The sequence below is a fragment of the Streptomyces hebeiensis genome, assembly GCF_052983195.1.
This window is the reverse complement of the sequence record NZ_CM129812.1, coordinates 4,247,668-4,263,330: the sequence shown is the minus strand read 5'-3', so window position 1 is coordinate 4,263,330 and position 15,663 is coordinate 4,247,668. Positions and strand designations below refer to the sequence as shown.

General features: G+C 72.9%; 12 protein-coding genes. 3 read left to right on the top strand and 9 right to left on the bottom strand.

Translation table 11 applies throughout. From position 1 onward, the window contains the following. Nucleotides 1-46 precede the first annotated feature (46 nt). The 5 genes from ACU6P3_RS18655 to eccD all read right to left on the bottom strand — a co-directional run bounded on the left by ACU6P3_RS18655 (nt 47) and on the right by eccD (nt 4,824). Nucleotides 47-544: a type VII secretion system-associated protein gene (locus ACU6P3_RS18655; protein ID WP_447193293.1), complete on the bottom strand. Its 498-nt coding sequence runs from the start codon at nt 542-544 to the stop codon at nt 47-49. A gap of 183 nt (nt 545-727) precedes the next feature. Next, nucleotides 728-1,057, bottom strand: a complete 330-nt coding sequence (locus tag ACU6P3_RS18650; protein WP_447193292.1) for a WXG100 family type VII secretion target — start codon at nt 1,055-1,057, stop codon at nt 728-730. A 90-nt stretch (nt 1,058-1,147) separates the two neighbouring features. Then, entirely contained in the window at nt 1,148-1,507 is a 360-nt protein-coding gene (locus tag ACU6P3_RS18645) for a WXG100 family type VII secretion target (protein ID WP_030999098.1), read from the bottom strand. A gap of 338 nt (nt 1,508-1,845) precedes the next feature. Further along, nucleotides 1,846-3,402: a type VII secretion protein EccB gene (gene eccB / locus ACU6P3_RS18640; protein WP_447193291.1), complete on the bottom strand. Its 1,557-nt coding sequence runs from the start codon at nt 3,400-3,402 to the stop codon at nt 1,846-1,848. Nucleotides 3,403-3,423: 21 nt separating this feature from the next. Continuing rightward, nucleotides 3,424-4,824, bottom strand: coding sequence for a type VII secretion integral membrane protein EccD (gene eccD, locus ACU6P3_RS18635; RefSeq protein WP_447193290.1), 1,401 nt, complete (start codon nt 4,822-4,824; stop codon nt 3,424-3,426). A 602-nt stretch (nt 4,825-5,426) separates the two neighbouring features. Between eccD and eccCa the strand changes: the two genes are divergently transcribed. Continuing rightward, complete coding sequence (gene eccCa / locus ACU6P3_RS18630; RefSeq protein WP_447197950.1) at nt 5,427-9,401, top strand: type VII secretion protein EccCa; 3,975 nt, start codon at nt 5,427-5,429, stop codon at nt 9,399-9,401. A 62-nt stretch (nt 9,402-9,463) separates the two neighbouring features. Here the strand turns inward: eccCa and ACU6P3_RS18625 are convergent, their stop codons facing one another. The 3 genes from ACU6P3_RS18625 to ACU6P3_RS18615 all read right to left on the bottom strand — a co-directional run bounded on the left by ACU6P3_RS18625 (nt 9,464) and on the right by ACU6P3_RS18615 (nt 11,437). Then, nucleotides 9,464-10,600 carry a winged helix DNA-binding domain-containing protein gene (locus tag ACU6P3_RS18625; RefSeq protein WP_447193289.1) on the bottom strand — a complete coding sequence of 379 codons (1,137 nt, stop codon included), beginning with the start codon at nt 10,598-10,600 and terminating at the stop codon, nt 9,464-9,466. Next, nucleotides 10,597-10,740 (bottom strand): hypothetical protein, encoded by a 144-nt coding sequence (locus tag ACU6P3_RS18620; RefSeq protein ID WP_447193288.1) that lies wholly within the window; start codon nt 10,738-10,740, stop codon nt 10,597-10,599. The genes ACU6P3_RS18625 and ACU6P3_RS18620 overlap by 4 nt, the downstream gene beginning before the upstream one ends. Nucleotides 10,741-10,858: 118 nt before the next feature. Further along, nucleotides 10,859-11,437 (bottom strand): DinB family protein, encoded by a 579-nt coding sequence (locus ACU6P3_RS18615; RefSeq protein WP_447193287.1) that lies wholly within the window; start codon nt 11,435-11,437, stop codon nt 10,859-10,861. 101 nt (nt 11,438-11,538) lie between these two features. Here ACU6P3_RS18615 and ACU6P3_RS18610 point away from each other — a divergent pair, with 101 nt between their 5' ends. Beyond that, entirely contained in the window at nt 11,539-12,570 is a 1,032-nt protein-coding gene (locus ACU6P3_RS18610; RefSeq protein WP_447193286.1) for a helix-turn-helix transcriptional regulator, read from the top strand. Between the two features lie 316 nt (nt 12,571-12,886). Next, nucleotides 12,887-13,996 carry a methyltransferase domain-containing protein gene (locus ACU6P3_RS18605; protein ID WP_447193285.1) on the top strand — a complete coding sequence of 370 codons (1,110 nt, stop codon included), beginning with the start codon at nt 12,887-12,889 and terminating at the stop codon, nt 13,994-13,996. Between the two features lie 267 nt (nt 13,997-14,263). Here the strand turns inward: ACU6P3_RS18605 and ACU6P3_RS18600 are convergent, their stop codons facing one another. Beyond that, entirely contained in the window at nt 14,264-15,472 is a 1,209-nt protein-coding gene (locus ACU6P3_RS18600; protein WP_447193284.1) for a S8 family serine peptidase, read from the bottom strand. Between the last annotated feature and the right edge of the window lie 191 nt (nt 15,473-15,663).

Sequence of the window (15,663 nt, the reverse complement as noted above, 5' to 3'; positions counted from 1 at the left end):
CGCGAAGGAACAGCGGCCGCGCGGGTGGGCCGACGGCCGCACCTACTCAGTCCTCGTCCTCGTCTTCATCCTTGTTGTTCGAGCCGCCGCCACTCTCGGAGAGCACGTCGTCCACGCCCTCGAAGAAGTTGACTATCTTCTTCCCGTCGATCTTCCCCAGGTTGTCCTCCTGAGTCGTGAAGATCTCCTCGATGGTGTCCTCGAGGTTGTCCTCGATCTCCTCGAAGAGCTCGACCTGGAGCTTGAGGATCTCGTCGACCTGGTCCACCAGCGCGTTCAGTGACTTGATCAGGTAACCGCCGTTGGTCCGGCCCTCCTTGTCGAGCGCCATCGTCCCGATCGCGAGCGGCGTCTTCTGCCCGTCCCTGAAGCCTATTGCCTTGTTCGCCCCGTCCTCCCCGCCCTGAAGATTGGGGATCGCCGGTATCTCCCCATCGTCCTCCCTCATCTTCTTGACCTTGGTGAGGAACTCGCCGACGTCGTTGGTGAGAAAGTCCTGCAGCCAGGCCTTGTTGAGATTGAGCGTGGGGCCGTTTTCAGCCATTGCCTACTTCTCCTGCTTCCATGGGTTTCCGCCGGCTTCGGGGCGGCCCGCCGACCGCACGGCGCGGAACGCGGGACGGAACACGGGCGGCGACGCGCCGCCCTCACGACAGCGGGCGGCCGTACGCGTGAGGCACACGCGGACGGCCGCCCGGGGAAAACAACGGGTGTGTCGCCCGCGCGGTCAGCTACCGACGCGCACGGTCTGCCACAGCGACGTCAGCGACTTCTCGCTGTACTGGTAGCTGTCGGAGACATCGGTCAGCAGGGCCGAGTTCTGGGCGAGGATCCGCTTCATCTCCTCGACGGCGTTGTTCCAGGCCGCCTGCTTCTCGGCGTACACCTCCTTGTCCTCACCTTCCCAGGACTTCTGGAGCTCCTGGAGCTCCGCTTCCAGGTTGGTGAGGATGCTGTCGATCGCCTTGGTCTGCTGGACCATGTCGTCGGCGGCGTTCTGCATGTGGGAGTAGTCGACGTAGATCTGACCGTCGGTGAAGTCCAGAGGGGGGGTCATGGTCGTCCTCGTCTCGCGGCGGGTTCGGGGAAAAGGTTCGTTCGTTCCGCACCCGGATGCCGATCAGGGCTCCCGGGCCCGGGCCGGTCGTCAGCGACCGGCGGTGGAGCCCGCCAGCGAGTTGAAGATCTCGTCGGCGCGGTTGGACTGCTGCTGGATGGCCTCGTTCGACTGGGCCTGCTGGATGCCCTGGGCGCGCATGGTCTCCTCCAGCGTCGTGATCATGTCGCGGAGGTTCTTGGAGATGATCTCCGCCTGCTGGTCCCACCGGTCGAGCAGGTTCTGGAACGCGCCACCGTCGCTACCCGCGTACCCGGAGGACAGGTTGTGCTTCATGTTCTCCACGTCCTGACGGCAGTTCTGGACGCCGTTGAAGGCCGAGTCCAGAGCTGTGACACCGTTCTGTGTCGCCGATGCCAGTGACTGCTGCCTTGCGCCTGCACCTGCCATATGCCTGTGCCTCCTGGTGTGTCGCGCCGCCGGCCCTCGGGTCCGGGCGGCGCGGTGCGTTGCCGGACGCGGCCGTAGGGCCGACGCCCGGATGGTATGGACAAACGGAGCCTAGATAAAGGGGAGTTGACGATTCAATGGCCTGAGTCACCTTTTCGGCTCCGACCCCGTGTTTCAGGCGTTTCGTGGCGGAGATTTAACCTGACCGTCAGCCACACCCTTGTACTTTCCGCACTCTAGGACGCTCGGTCGTCACGTCCCGTTGCGATGACACGGTCACCTTTCTTGGTGTCACGCGTTGTTCACGTCGCCTCCCGCCACGATGTGTTCTTCCGGCGTCACCGTGCGGATTGATCGCCCCCCGCCACAACGCTCTGCGTTCCCTCGCCGTCACCCTGCGACGTCTTCTCTTCCGTCTTCTTTTCCGATCGCGGCGCCGAGTCCTCGTCACGTCCGCCACAGCGCGGGGTCGTGTTCGAGTTCCGGCCCAGGGCGGCGGCCTCCTTCGTCAGGTCCGGGCCCGTCGGCAGCATCGCCAGCAGCGGTGCCGGCAGTCCGCGCGCCTGGCCCTCCGAGTAGCCGAGCGCCGCGAGCGCCTCGGCCGTCCCCACCCGGTACTTCATCCCGGTGTCCGTCACCAGGTAGACGGTGGTGCCGACCTTGCTCCCGCTCGCCCCGAGCGCGCGCACCAGGGACCCGCCGCCCGGCCGTACGGCGATCGTGCCGACCGGCATACAGGCCGGGGTGAGCCCCTCGGGCGGCGCCTGGGCGGCCGGGCCCAAGGAGCCCAGCCCGGTCTGGGCCACGCTGATCCGCGGGCCGCGCTCGCCCGCCTCGACCCGTACGCAGACGGTGTGGTCCTCGCCGAGGGCCACCGCCTCCGGCGGCGCCGAGGGCAGGTCCGGGTCCTCGGCCGTCTCGCCCGCGCCCGGGGCCAGGTGGCTGCTCAGCACGTCCGCGCCCAGGGCGGTCACCTTCGCCGCGCCGCCCTCGTACACCTTCTCGCGGGTCTCCGGGTCGCCGAGCACCAGCGCGGCACCGGTCGCCGTCAGCGGGGCCAGGCCCTCCTTGCGCAGCAGGTAGTAGCGCTCGGCGGAGCCCGGCACGGTGACCCGGAACACCTCGCCGATCCGGGACGCCCGGCCGCCCAACGACGGCCCGTCCTGCCCCTTGCCCGGCACGTCGGGCGAGCGCAGGTCGGGCCCCGACGGCAGGGCGTTCAGGAAGGGCGCCGAGACGGGGAGGAGCGGGGTGGAGCCGTAGCCGAGGGCCTCGCGGGCGCGGCTGTCCTTGTCGAGCCGGAGCTTGCTGCCCCGCCACACCAGGTATCCGGCCTTGTCCGGGCCCGTCACCAGCATCCCCTGGTCGGTGGGCAGCCCGGAGGCGTCGGCCGGCGCGCCCACCGCGACGATGGTGCCGGTCGAGCCCGTCCCGCTGCCCGAACAGACCTGCCAGGGACCGGTGTCCAGGTCCCCGCTCCCGGGCAGCGCGTCCGGCGCGCCGCTGATGCCGATGGGCGCCCCGTGCGGCGTACCGCTCAGGGAGCCGGAGCCGACCGACGTCGCCTTCATGTCGGCGCCCGCGAGCAGCCGCGCCGAGGCGTAGTTGCGCACCGGACGCAGCCGCCCGTCCAGGTAGAGGTAGCGGGATCCGGTGTCCTTGTTCACGACGAGGGTCCCGGCCGTCCGCCAGGAGTCCTTGGTGCCGGGCTTGAGCAGACCGAGGACGAAGGAACCGGCCGACAGCAGGACGGCGATCACGATGCCGATCACCACGCCCCGGTTGGTCCGGCCCTGGGGGCTCTCCGGGGCGTCCGGGTCCGCGCGCAGCATGCCCGAGGTCAGCCGGCCCATGACGAACATGTGCGCCTGGACCTGATCGCGTTTGGACTGCATGGCAGCGTGTCTCCCTTCCGGTCAGCCGTTGATGGACCGCAGGGCGCTGTACACGCCGAGCACCCAGAGCGCGAGCGGCAGCATGCTGATCGCCAGTGCCGAGTGCAGCAGCTCCCCGGCGCGGCCCCAGTACGGCACGAGCCGGCGCCCGGGGACGGTCCAGGCGGCGATCGCGACCGCCGCCGTGGCCGCGAGCAGGCCCGCGGCCGTCACCAGCCGGTAGCCCGGCGAGGCGGCCGGGGCGGCTACCAGCACCAGCAGGAGCAGCCCCGCCACGCCCGGGACGACCAGCGACATGCGCTGCCAGATGTTGCCCAGTCCCCGCGCGTGCAGGATGAGCAGCAGGGACAGCGCCACGGTCGTGATGATCTCGGCGAGTTCGCGTTCCCGGCCCAGTGCCACGATGCACCCGGCGGCGACGACGCCCACCGCCCCGTACAGCGAGGTCATCCAGCCGTCGGCGAGGATGGCGCGGGCCGAGACCACGGAGGTGGCGTGCGGCTCGATGCCCTCCTGCAACTGCTGGGCGTTGGTCGGCAGGGGCGGCATCCGCATCCCGGACATCCGGAACGCCAGCGAGGGGACGAAGGCGCCCAGGACCACCGCCAGGACGGCGATGATCCCGGCTGCGTGCACGGGCGCCAGGTCCGTCGTGATGAGCAGGACGGCGGCGAGCGCACCGAACACCGAGATGACGGCGACGCCCAGGAAGAGCGCGGCGAACGCGGCCACGATGGCGAGCGCGAGCACCGCACCGCCCGCCGCCGCGGCGCTGGCGGCCAGCAACCGCGCGCCCAGGGTCTCGTACGCGTGCGGCCCGCTGAGCTCGCCGCCCGGCAGCAGCCAGCCGGCGAGCGCCAGGTACGGCCCCACCATGAAGCCCAGCGCGGCGCCGGCGCCGGCGTCCCCGACCGCCCGGCTCGCCGCGCCCGCGCCCGCGAGCAGCAGCAGGCCGGTCGCGGTGGCGAACACGGCCCGGGGCAGCGCGGAGCCGCCGGGCCACGCGATCACCACCATGCCGCCGACGAGGACCGCGACCGCGACGCCGAGCAGCACCCACCGGCTGACCTTCGGGGTCCAGCCGTAGGGGTGGTCCCGCATCGTGGTGGAGATGCCGTCGACGAGGTCGTCGAGGTGCACCTCGGGCAGGGCTTCGGCGCGCGGTCTGAGGTAGAGGGTGTCGCCGTCGCGCAGGCCGTACGAGTCGAGGGTGCGTTCCTCGTCCAGCGGTTCGCCGCCGAGCCGCTGGAGCACCCAGCCGCCGTGGTCGATACCGGCTTCTTCGAGGTTGTCGCCGGCGTAGCCGAGCACCGCCGGCAGCAGGTCCGCCACGGGGACGTCGGCGGGGACGGCGAGATCGATGCTCTTGGCAGGGGCTCGTACCGTCAGACGGCACAGCTCGGCCACCTGAGTGTCAGTCATCGGGATGGCTCACGCTTCTCCGGGTTACTGCTGAGAACGGGCAGGGGAACGCGGGCTGACGCACCGCCGAACATCACATCTCGCTGTTCGCGTTCCTAAGCCTCGGGACAGGGCCGGTCGTTGGCGGTCGGCGCGACGATCGTAGTATCAGCAACCTACTGCGGACGATGTGGCCCGTGGCACAGAATGTGATGTGACCGTCGGCGCACGGGGTGGGGCGGCGCGGAAGCCGACTCGGCGTCGTGGCAGAGAAGTCGCCGTGGTACGGATGATGACGTGGCGCGCACCGTGGCGCGCCGGCGACCCCGCCACCTGGCGGACGTGTGAACGTGGTGGCGTGGTGACGTAGCGGGACCGTGACAAGGCGGTGCCGTGCTGTTGCAGGACTGTGACAGGGCGACACGGCGGGAACGGTCGCGCCCCGTCGGTTCCCGGGCGGGCGGTCGTCGTGGACCGACGCGCGGCGTATGGTGCGTGCGACAGCGAGGTTTTGTCCGGTGTCCTGACCCGGCACCGACGACGACGCGCGGCGCCCCGGCGACGACGTCGACGTCGTTCCGCCCGCTCTCCCCCTTGCCCCGTAAGGAGACGGTTCCTTGAGTGTGGTCCTGTTCCGCCGCCCGGCCCGACGCCGGGGCCCGGAGATGCCCGACGGGGAGCTGAATCTCCAGGAACCGCCGATCCTCCCCGAGACGGTGCCCGACACCTCCGCCGTGTGGACGTACCTTCCCATGGCGCTGATGTCGGTCTCCATGATGTTCATGTTCATGCGGCCGGGTATGACCCGGGGCACCGGCGGGTTCATCTACCTCGCCCTGGGCCTGATGGTGCTCGGCGCCGCCGCCATGTTCGTCGGCCAGTTCATGCGCAAGGCCGCCGAGCGCAAGCAGAAGCTGAAGGGCGAGCGGCGGGACTACCTGCGCTACCTCACCCAGATCCGGCGCAAGGTGCGCGGCGCCGTCGTGGACCAGCAGCTGGCCCTGGCCTGGCGTCACCCCGAGCCCACCGCCCTGTGGTCGATGGCAGGCACCACCCGGCTGTGGGAACGCCGGCCGAAGGACGAGGACTTCGGCGAGGTCCGGATCGCGGTCGGCGAGCAGAAGCTCGGTCTGAAGCTCACCCCGAACTCCACCAACCCCGTCGAGGACCTGGAGCCGCTCAGCGCGCACGCCCTGCGCAGCTTCATCCGCGCCTACTCGACGGTGCCGGACCAGCCCATCGCGATCTACCTGCGGGCCTGGGCCCGGGTGCTGTTCCGGGGCGACGAGGAGCGGATACGGTCCGTGGCCCGGGCCCTGATCGCCCAGCTGGCCACCTTCCACTCGCCGGACGACGTGTGGATCGTGTTCTGCGTCTCCGACGAGCGGCGCGCGGACTGGGAGTGGGCCAAGTGGCTCCCGCACAGCCTCCACCCGCACGACACGGACGGTGCGGGCCCGACCCGCATGACCGTCTCCGCGCTGGGCGAGCTGGAGGACCTGCTCGGCGCCGAGTTCATGGAGCGGCCGCAGTTCGACCCGGACGCCCTGCCCGGGCGCGAGGAGCCGTTCACCGTGATCGTGGTGGACGGGGGCACCGTCCCGGCCGGCCACCGCCTGGACGGTCCCGGCTTCCGCAACACCGTCGTACTGGACCTGAGCGGCGCGCTCTCCTGGCGGCCCGGCCGGATCACGCTGCGCTTCGAGGTCTCCGAGGAGGACCTCGGGCTGGTGCGCACCGACCGCGAGCGCAAGGAGCGGACCACCCGGCTCGGCAGGCCCGACAGCTTCGGGCCGACGGGCGCCGTGTCGCTCGCGCGGCGGCTCGCCCCGTACCGCATGGGCCTGGGCACGGCGTCGGACTCGTCCGAACCGCTCTCCGCGAACATGGAACTGACCGCGCTGCTGGGCATTCCCGACCTGTACCGCCACGACCCGGAGACGCTGTGGCAGCAGCACACCGGCTCCTCCCGGCTGAAGGTGCCGATCGCGGTCGGCGCGGACGGCGAGCCGGTCGAGCTGGACATCAAGGAGTCCGCCCAGGGCGGTACCGGACCGCACGGCATGCTGATCGGCGCCACCGGCTCCGGCAAGAGCGAGCTGCTGCGCACCCTCGTCCTCGCGCTCGCCCTGACGAACTCCTCGGAGACGCTCAACTTCGTCCTCGTGGACTTCAAGGGTGGTGCCACCTTCCTGGGTCTGGACGAACTCCCGCACACCTCCGCCGTCATCACCAACCTGGCCGGTGAGGCCGCGCTCGTCTCCCGTATGCAGGACGCCCTGCACGGTGAGATGATGCGCCGTCAGGAGTTGCTGCGGTCGGCGGGCAACTACACCTCGGCGCTGGACTACGAGAAGGCCCGCGCCTCCGGCGTACCGCTGGAACCGCTGCCCAGCCTCTTCGTCGTCGTCGACGAGTTCAGCGAACTCCTCGCCGCGCACCGGGAGTTCATGGAGCTGTTCGTGATGATCGGCCGTCTCGGCCGGTCCCTCGGAGTGCATCTGCTGCTCGCCTCGCAGCGCCTGGACGAAGGCCGGATGCACCAGCTGGAGAGCCACCTGTCGTACCGGATCGGTCTGCGCACGTTCTCCGCGATGGAGAGCCGCGGCGTGCTCGGCGTGCCGGACGCGTACCAGCTGCCGCCACAGCCCGGCAGCGGCTTCCTGAAGTCGGGTGTGGAGGCGCTGACCCGCTTCCGCGCCGCGTACGTCTCCGGCCCGTACCAGCAGCGCCGGGGCAGCGCCAACCAGGCGCGGGTGGCCAGCCAGACCGTCCCGTGGACCAACAGTTACGTCGTGCCGCGCCAGCTGCCGGACACCCCGGAGCCCGAGCCCACCGCCGAGCAGGAGGAGACCGGCGACACCCTGCTGTCCGTGGCCGTGGAGCGGCTGCTGACCGCCGGGCCGCCGGCCCACCAGGTGTGGCTGCCGCCGCTGGACCTCCCCGCCACCCTCGACCAGGTGCTGCCGCCGCTCACCCCCGACCCCGAACTCGGGCTGACGAGCGTCGGCTCGTCGAACCGGGGCCGGCTCACCATCCCCATCGGCATCATCGACCGCCCCTTCGACCAGCTCCGTGACCTGCTGACCCTCGACCTCTCCGGCGCGGGCGGGCACGTCGCCATCGCGGGCGGTCCGCAGAGCGGCAAGAGCACGATGGTGCGCACGATCATGACCGCGCTGGCGCTCACGCACACGCCCCGCGAGGTGCAGTTCTACTGCCTCGACTTCGGCGGTGGCACGCTCGCCGGGCTGGCCGACCTGCCGCACGTCAGCGGGGTCGCGGCGCGCCTGGACACCGAGCGGGTCGGCCGTACGATCTCCGAGGTCACCACGCTGCTGGCGCAGCGCGAGCGGTTCTTCCTGGACAACGGCATCGACTCCATGGCGAGCTTCCGCCGCCGCCTGGCCGCCGGGGAGTTCCCCGAGCACCGGCACGGGGACGTGTTCCTGGTGATCGACGGCTGGTCGACGGTGCGCCAGGACTTCGACCGGTACATCCAGACCTTCGGCTCGATCGCCGCCCGCGGCCTCAACTACGGCATCCACCTGATCGTCACCACCGCCCGCTGGGTGGAGCTGACCTCGTCCATCCGGGACCAGGCCGCGACCCACCTGGAACTGCGGATGGGTGACCCCATGGACTCCGAGATCGACATGCGGCGCGCCGCGACCGTGCCCCGGCTGCCGGGCCGCGGCCTGACGCGCGAGGCCAAGCTGCACTACCTCACCGCGCTCCCGCGGATCGACGGGGTGGAGTCGGCGGACGACCTGTCCGAGGGCGTGGCGGGTCTGGTGGCGGCGGTCCGGGAGAGCTGGCAGGGCCCGCCGGCCCCGCCGGTCCGGATGCTGCCCACCAAGCTCAAGGCGTCCGACCTCCCGGCCCCCAAGGGCGATTTCAAGATGCCCATCGGCCTGGAGGAGGAGCGTCTCTCCACGGTGTGGCACGACTTCTCCGAGACCCCGCACATGATCGTGGTCGGCGACACGGAGAGCGGCAAGACCAACATGCTGCGGCTGGCGGCCAAGGCCATCATGGACCGCTACTCCCCGGCCGAGGCGCGGATCATGGTCGTGGACTACCGCCGTACGCTGGTGGAGGCGATCCCGGACGAGTACCGCCTCGGTCACGCGGTGTCGATGGACGCGCTCAAGGACCTGATCGCGGGCGCCGCCCGGGCGGTCGCGGCCCGCGTACCGGGCCCGGAGATCACACCGGCCCGGATGCGCACGTGCGACTGGTGGGACGGCCCGCGGCTGTTCATCCTCGTGGACGACTACGACATGCTGGGCACCAGCGCGATGAACGCCCCCTTCGACCCGCTGCTGAACCACCTCGCCCTCGGTTACGAGGTCGGCCTGCACATGATCGTCTCCCGCTCCGCCGCCGGCGCGGGCCGGGGCCTGGGCGAGCCGATGCTGCGGCGTATGCAGGAGGTCAACACGCCGACGCTGCTGCTGTCGTGCCCGCCGTCGGAGGGCTTCATCATGGGCAGCATCAAGGGCCGCAACCTGCCGCCGGGCCGGGGTACGCGGGTGACGCGCCGCAAGCAGATCCAGATGCAGACGGCGATGCTGGAGGAGGTCGAGGAGTCTTAGAGGTCGCCGGCTCCCCCCTCTCGTGTGTCCCCTGTCGCGTACCGCGACAGGGGACACACGCGTCAGGACGCCGCGTCGACCTCGACGCGGTCGCTGTCGTCCTCGGACAGGAACGACGCCAGCGCCCGCCCCTCCTCCGCGACGGCGGCGCGCTCGGACCGGGAGAAGCCGCGCAGCGGGGCGACCCTCACGGTGCCGTCCTCGACGGTCCAGGTCGCGGCGGTCCGGCCGTCGACCAGGACCAGGCGGGCGCCGGTGACCGACAGCCCGCGGTGGGTGTCGTCGATGATCCGGCCGCGGTCGTGGTAGCCGAGGACCGCGTTGTCGAACGCCGGCAGGAACCGCACCGGGGCGGGCGTGTCCGGGTCCGGGCGCGGCGCGCCCGGGAGGTCCAGCAGCTCCCGGCCCCGCTCGTCCCGGAAGGTCACCAGCTCCTCGCGCATCGCGGCGACCGCGGCCGGCAGCCCGGCGAGGCCGCACCAGGCGCGCAGGTCGGCCGACGCGGCGGGGCCGAACGCGGCCAGGTAGCGCCGTACCAGCGCCTGCCCCACCGGATCGGAACCCGCCGGACCGGAACCGTCCGGACCGGAACCGTCCGGGGGCAGCGGGTCGATCTCGCGGCCCAGCCAGGACGACAGCAGGACGTTGCGCACTCCCGCCCGGGTGCGCCACAGCCCGCGCGGCGGCATCTGCGCCGTCGGCAGGAGGGCCGCGATCAGCATCTCCCCCAGCGCCCGCGGCCCCGGCTCCGGCCAGCGCCCGGCGACCGCCCGCGCCAGCTCGCCCATCGAGCGCGGCTCGCCGTCGGCCATGACCGCCCGGCCCGCCGCCGCGAGTTCGTCCAGGTCCACCCCGTCGAGTTCGCGGCGGTAGGTGCCGAGTACGCGCTGGCGCAGCATCGCGTTGTGGCGGGCCCGCCAGGCCAGGGCGTCGTCGGCGGTGACCAGGTGGACCGTACGGCGCATGAGGTGGGTCCGTACGACGTGCCGCCCGGTCAGCAGGTCCGAGAGCGCCGCCGGGTCGAACGCGCGCAGCCGCGACCAGAGCCCGACGAACGGTTCCTGCGGCTCCTGCGCCTGGAGACCGCCGAGGTGGGCGACGGCGTCGAGGACGGGGACGTCGGAGCGGTCCAGCAGCGACTGGCGGGCGAGCGCGGCGCGGCCGAGCGCCCGGGTGGAGAGAACGGTCGTCCGGGTCATGCCGCGTCCTGTCCCCGGTGGACGGTGCGGAGGCGGCCGTCCCGGCCGGCGCCGCCGACCCGGCCGGGCACCATGACGCGCCGGCGGCGGGGGCCGACCCGGATGCCGATGCCGAACCATCCCGGATTGGGCATGTTCACGGTGGCGCGTTCCCTTCGTTGGCATACGAGTACGTACGGGGCCGGGGCCGGCCCGGACGGTGGCCCGGGCCGAACGGTGACCCGGGCCGAACGGTGGCCCGTCCCCGGCCGGTCCGGGTCAGGTCGACGTCTGCCCGTCGAGCGTCTCGCGCAGGATGTCAGCGTGCCCCGCGTGCTGGGTGGTCTCGGCGATGACGTGCAGCAGCACCCGGCGCACGCTCCATACCTCCCCCGCCTCCTGCCAGGGCGCCTCCGGCAGCGCGTGCGTCACCGACAGGTCGGGGAGGGAGGCGATGACCTCCTCGGTCCGGGCGGCGACCTCCTCGTACCGCTCGAGAATCCCGGCCAGGGTGTCGCCGGGCAGCATCTGGAAGTCCTTCTGGTGGTCGATCATCCACCGCGGGATCTCGCGTGCGGTGCCGGCCTGGATGTCGGCCCAGGTGACGCCCTCGGGCAGGTCGAAGTTCAGCGCCGAGGGGCCCTCGACGGCGACGCGCAGCCACCCTTCCTCGACGGACGCGACGTGCTTGACCAGCCCGCCCAGGCACAGCGCGCTGACCGTCGGACGCTCGCCGAGCTGCTCGTCGGTGAGCCCGCGGACGCTGTTGGTCAGGGCGGAGCGCGCGGTCGCGAGCGCGGCGATCAGGTCGGTGCGCTCGGCGTCGAGGGCGGGGCGGGGTGAGGTCGTAGCGGTCACAGTGATCGGCCCTTCTGGTCGTTCGTGTCGGTTGCCACGGGAACACCGTCGCAGCAGAAGAGGTCAGGATGTGACCTCTACCCGGAGGCACGATGGACGGCATGCCGAAGACATCAGCACGACTCCTGTCACTGCTCTCCCTGCTCCAGGCGCGCCGGGACTGGCCGGGGACGCTCCTGGCCGAGCGGCTGGGCATCAGCCCGCGCACCGTGCGCCGTGATGTCGACCGCCTGCGCGAGCTGGGCTACCCCATCGTGGCCTTCAAGGGGCCCGACGGCGGGTACCGGCTCGACGCGGGCAGCGAACTGCCGCCGCTGCTGTTCGACGACGAGCAGGCCGTCGCGCTGGCCATCGCGCTCCAGATCGCCACCACCACCGGTGTGGGCATCGAGGAGGCCGCGGCGCGCGCGCTGACCACCGTCCGGCAGGTGATGCCCGCCCGGCTGCGCCGCCGGATCGAGACCCTCCGGTTCACCGCCGTCGAGCGGCCCACGGCCCGGCCGGACCCCCAGGTCGACAGCGCCGTGCTCATGGCGCTCAGCGCCGCCGTCCACGCGCGCGAGGTGCTGCGCTTCGACTACGTACCCGTGTCCCCGCCGACGGCGGACTCCCCCACGACGGCCAGCGACGACCCCGCCCTGGCTCCACCGCGCCGGGCGCAGCCGCACCACCTCGTCACCTGGGGCGGGCGCTGGTACCTGGTCGCCTGGGACCTCGACCGCGACGACTGGCGCATCTTCCGCGCCGACCGGATCACTCCTCGCACCCCCACCGGGCCCCGCTTCACCCCGCGCGAGGTGCCGGGAGGGGACGTGGCCGCTTTCGTGGCCGGCCGGTTCCGGGGCTCCGACGGCTCCGGCTCCGGCGGCTGGCCGTGCCGCGGCGAGGTGATCCTCGACCTGCCCGCCGCCGCCGTCTCCCGCCACGTCCACGACGGAGTCGTCGAGGAACTCGGCCCGGACCGCTGCCGGCTCGTGCTGGGCTCCTGGTCATGGACCGGCCTGGCCGCCGCCGTCGGCAGGTTCGACGCCGGCATCGAGGTCGTCGGCCCGCCCGAACTCAGGGACGCCTTCGCCCACCTGGCCCGCCGCTACGCCGCCGCCGCGGCCGCACGCCCCGGCCCGCTCCCGTAACGCTCCCGCACCACCCCGCGATCACCATGCGCAGCCTTCCCGTCACAGCGGGTGCGCGGGGACAATCGACTACGGTCCGAGAGGAGACGTTCACCGTGAGCTCACACGCGAACTCCACCGGCGGCGAAGCCGAGAGGGACGACATGCTGCCCGGCCAACCGTGGCCGGGACCGCCGGAAGAACCCAAACCCGACAGCGGACCCCCGCCCGGCGACGGTGCGCACAGGAAGGAACAGTGACAGGCCGCCCCTCACCGGCGCCTCGGCACCCGCCCTCCCACGCCGAGTCACGCCACTTCCTCCTCCACTCCGGCGCCATGGCCCCGGAGTGGTCGGACGCGTTCGACGCCGTGCCCCGCTCCGCGTTCCTGCCCGACGTGATCTGGCCGTACGACATGCGCACGGGACGCAGCGCGGCCGTCAGCCGGGCCACCGACCCGGCGGCCTGGGAGGAGAGCGCGGTCGCGAACGTTCCCGTCACCACCCAATGGGACGACGGACGGCACACCGGCACGGCGCCCGGCAGGGTGCCCACCAGTTCCGCGAGCATGCCGGGCATCGTCTTCTCCATGCTGCGCGACCTCGGTCCCCGGCCCGGTCACACGGTGCTGGAGATCGGCACGGGGACCGGCTGGAACGCCGCGCTCCTGGCCCACCGGCTCGGCGCCCCGGCCGTCACCACCGTGGAGGTCGACCCCGCCGTGGCCACGGCGGCACGCGACCGCCTGCGTGCTTTCGGCGCGGCGGTCGAGGTCGTCACGGGGGACGGACTGCTCGGACACCCGGCAGGCGCCCCGTACGACCGGATCATGGCCACGGCGGGCCTGCGCGCCATCCCGTACGCCTGGGTGGAGCAGACCCGCCCCGGCGGCGTGATCGTCGCCCCCTGGGGCACGCACTACGGCCACGGCGACGCGGTGGCGCGGCTGACGGTCTCGGAGGACGGGACGGAGGCGTCCGGCCGGTTCACGCGGCTCGTGGAGTTCATGAAGGTGCGTACGCAACGACTGGCGTGGCGGGGACACGCCGCACAGGTCCCCGAGGACGTGACGGGCAGTGGCGACAGGTCGTCCACCACACTGCCGGAGACGGCTTTCCCCCAAGCCTCGTTCGAGGCCGTGACGTTCGCCATGGGGCTACGGGTGCGTGACTGCCGGCACAGCGTCGCGGAGAAGCGCGACGGTGTGCGGCCGGTGTGGTTCTACGGTCTGTCCGACGCGTCGTGGGCCGTGGTGGTCTTCCGCGACGGCTCGCCGGAGAGCGCGGTGTACCAGTCCGGCCCGCGCCGGCTGTGGGACGAGGCGGAGGAGGCGTACCGCTGGTGGGTGAAGGAGGACCGGCCGGGCCCCGGCCGGTTCGGGCTCACGGTCACGCGGCGGGGGCAGCGGGTCTGGCTGGACGATCCCGCGCACGCCGTCACCCAGTAGCAGGACGTGGTGCCCCGCTTCGCGCGGGCCGATCCCGGCGAACGCGCCGTCCGCCGTCGCCGCCCGGTACACGCTGGCACGAAGCCGCCCCGCGACGGCGGGCGCTGCGGCTCGGTTCTCTTGCGTCCGGTGTTGCGTTGAGAGCACATGTCCACACCGGACGCGCCCGGAGCCGCAGGGCCCCCCGCCCCGGCCCGGGAACCGCCCCGAGGGCCCGGCTCCGGGGCTCGCCACCCCGACAAAGCCGCCGCCCCCGGCCAGGACCCGTCAGCTGCCCGCCGGGCGCCAGTTCCTGGCCCGGCCGCGCGGGATCACCACCGCGCCCGCGGCCACCAGCAGCACCAGCCCGCCGCCCACGGCCGCCACCACGAGAGCGCGCGTGCGCGGCTCCGTCGCGGGCGGGGGCGGGACCACCGCCCTCTCCGGCTGGGGTGTCGCGCCCTTGGCGTCGGTCAGTACGGCCGTCAGCGCGGCGTACGGGTCGAGCCGGGGCGGCGACGCCGGGTACGCCGCCTCCGTCAGCCGGCGCGAGACCTCGGCGGCCTTCAACTCCGGGTAGCGGGCCCGTACCTGCGCCGCCGCCCCCGCGACGTGCGCGGCGGCGAACGAGGAGCCCGAGCCGATGAAGTGGCCCGAGCCCTTGGGACCGATGCTCACCACCGCGTCACCGGGCGCCGCCAGGTCCGCGCCGCTCACCAGCGGCGCGTTGGTCGGCCGCCCGCCGTCCGGGCCGTAGTCCATCACCGCCAGCACGCCCGGCGCCGCCGCCGGCCAGTACCAGGGCGCCGGCTCCGTGTTCCTCGGCAGCGCGTCCGGCGCCACGGGGGCCACCACCAGCGCGTCCTTGTCGCTCGCGTACTCGACCGCGTCCGTCAGCTGCGACTTGCCGCTGTCCAGGGCGACGGCGACGTAGATGACGGAGACGCCCTCGTCCGCCGCCTGGCGTATCGCGTCGGCGACCTGGCCGGCCGTGGTCCCGCCCCGCTCGTCCGTGCCCCGTACGGCCAGGATCCGGGCCTGCGGCGCCAGTCCCGCCGGGCCCCCGTCGTCGCCGGGCCTCGCCGCGATCAGGCCGGCCGCGAAGGTGCCGTGCCCGACGCAGTCCTCGCCGGCCGCCCCGAGCGCGGTCACCCGCCCCGACAGCGCGGGCGCCTCCGTGGCCACGCCCGTGTCCACGACGGCGACCGTGGTCCCGGCGCCCTGGGAGAGCGGCCGGGAGCGGGTCGCGCCCAGGGCCCTCAGCGTCCAGGGCTCGGCCTTGGCCTTCTCGCTGGAGACCGAGACGCAGTTGTCGTCCTCCGCCAGGACGGAGGTCACGACGGGCAGCCCCACGGAGTCGGCCGCGGCGGGCGCGACGGGCAGGGCCCCGACGGCGCCCAGCGCGGTGGGGATCACGGTCATCAGCAGGGTGGCGGCCACAGCCGAGGCCCAGGGGCGGCGGCGGGAGCGAACTCGGGCACGGGGCATGGCGCGCATGATAGGCGCCGCGCCTGACGGCACGTCGAGCGGGACGTGACCGCGGCCGACGAACGCGACCTACGAGAGGCGCGCGGGCGACCACCGGCCTGGCGTACGGTGGCGTACGGCACACCGTCCGGGCGCACCGTCCGGGCGCACCGCCCCGGCGGCCCGCCGCCCGTCGGCCCCTGCCGACTCGTCGTGGACTC

Coding starts and splice junctions, on each gene's coding strand:
- ACU6P3_RS18610 (WP_447193286.1), top strand. CDS start 11,539: ATGCCGAAGACATCAGCACGACTCCTGTCACTGCTCTCCCTGCTCCAG.
- ACU6P3_RS18645 (WP_030999098.1), bottom strand. CDS start 1,507: ATGGCAGGTGCAGGCGCAAGGCAGCAGTCACTGGCATCGGCGACACAG.
- eccD (WP_447193290.1), bottom strand. CDS start 4,824: ATGACTGACACTCAGGTGGCCGAGCTGTGCCGTCTGACGGTACGAGCC.
- ACU6P3_RS18650 (WP_447193292.1), bottom strand. CDS start 1,057: ATGACCCCCCCTCTGGACTTCACCGACGGTCAGATCTACGTCGACTAC.
- ACU6P3_RS18655 (WP_447193293.1), bottom strand. CDS start 544: ATGGCTGAAAACGGCCCCACGCTCAATCTCAACAAGGCCTGGCTGCAG.
- ACU6P3_RS18600 (WP_447193284.1), bottom strand. CDS start 15,472: ATGCGCGCCATGCCCCGTGCCCGAGTTCGCTCCCGCCGCCGCCCCTGG.
- ACU6P3_RS18605 (WP_447193285.1), top strand. CDS start 12,887: ATGGCCCCGGAGTGGTCGGACGCGTTCGACGCCGTGCCCCGCTCCGCG.
- ACU6P3_RS18625 (WP_447193289.1), bottom strand. CDS start 10,600: ATGACCCGGACGACCGTTCTCTCCACCCGGGCGCTCGGCCGCGCCGCG.
- eccB (WP_447193291.1), bottom strand. CDS start 3,402: ATGCAGTCCAAACGCGATCAGGTCCAGGCGCACATGTTCGTCATGGGC.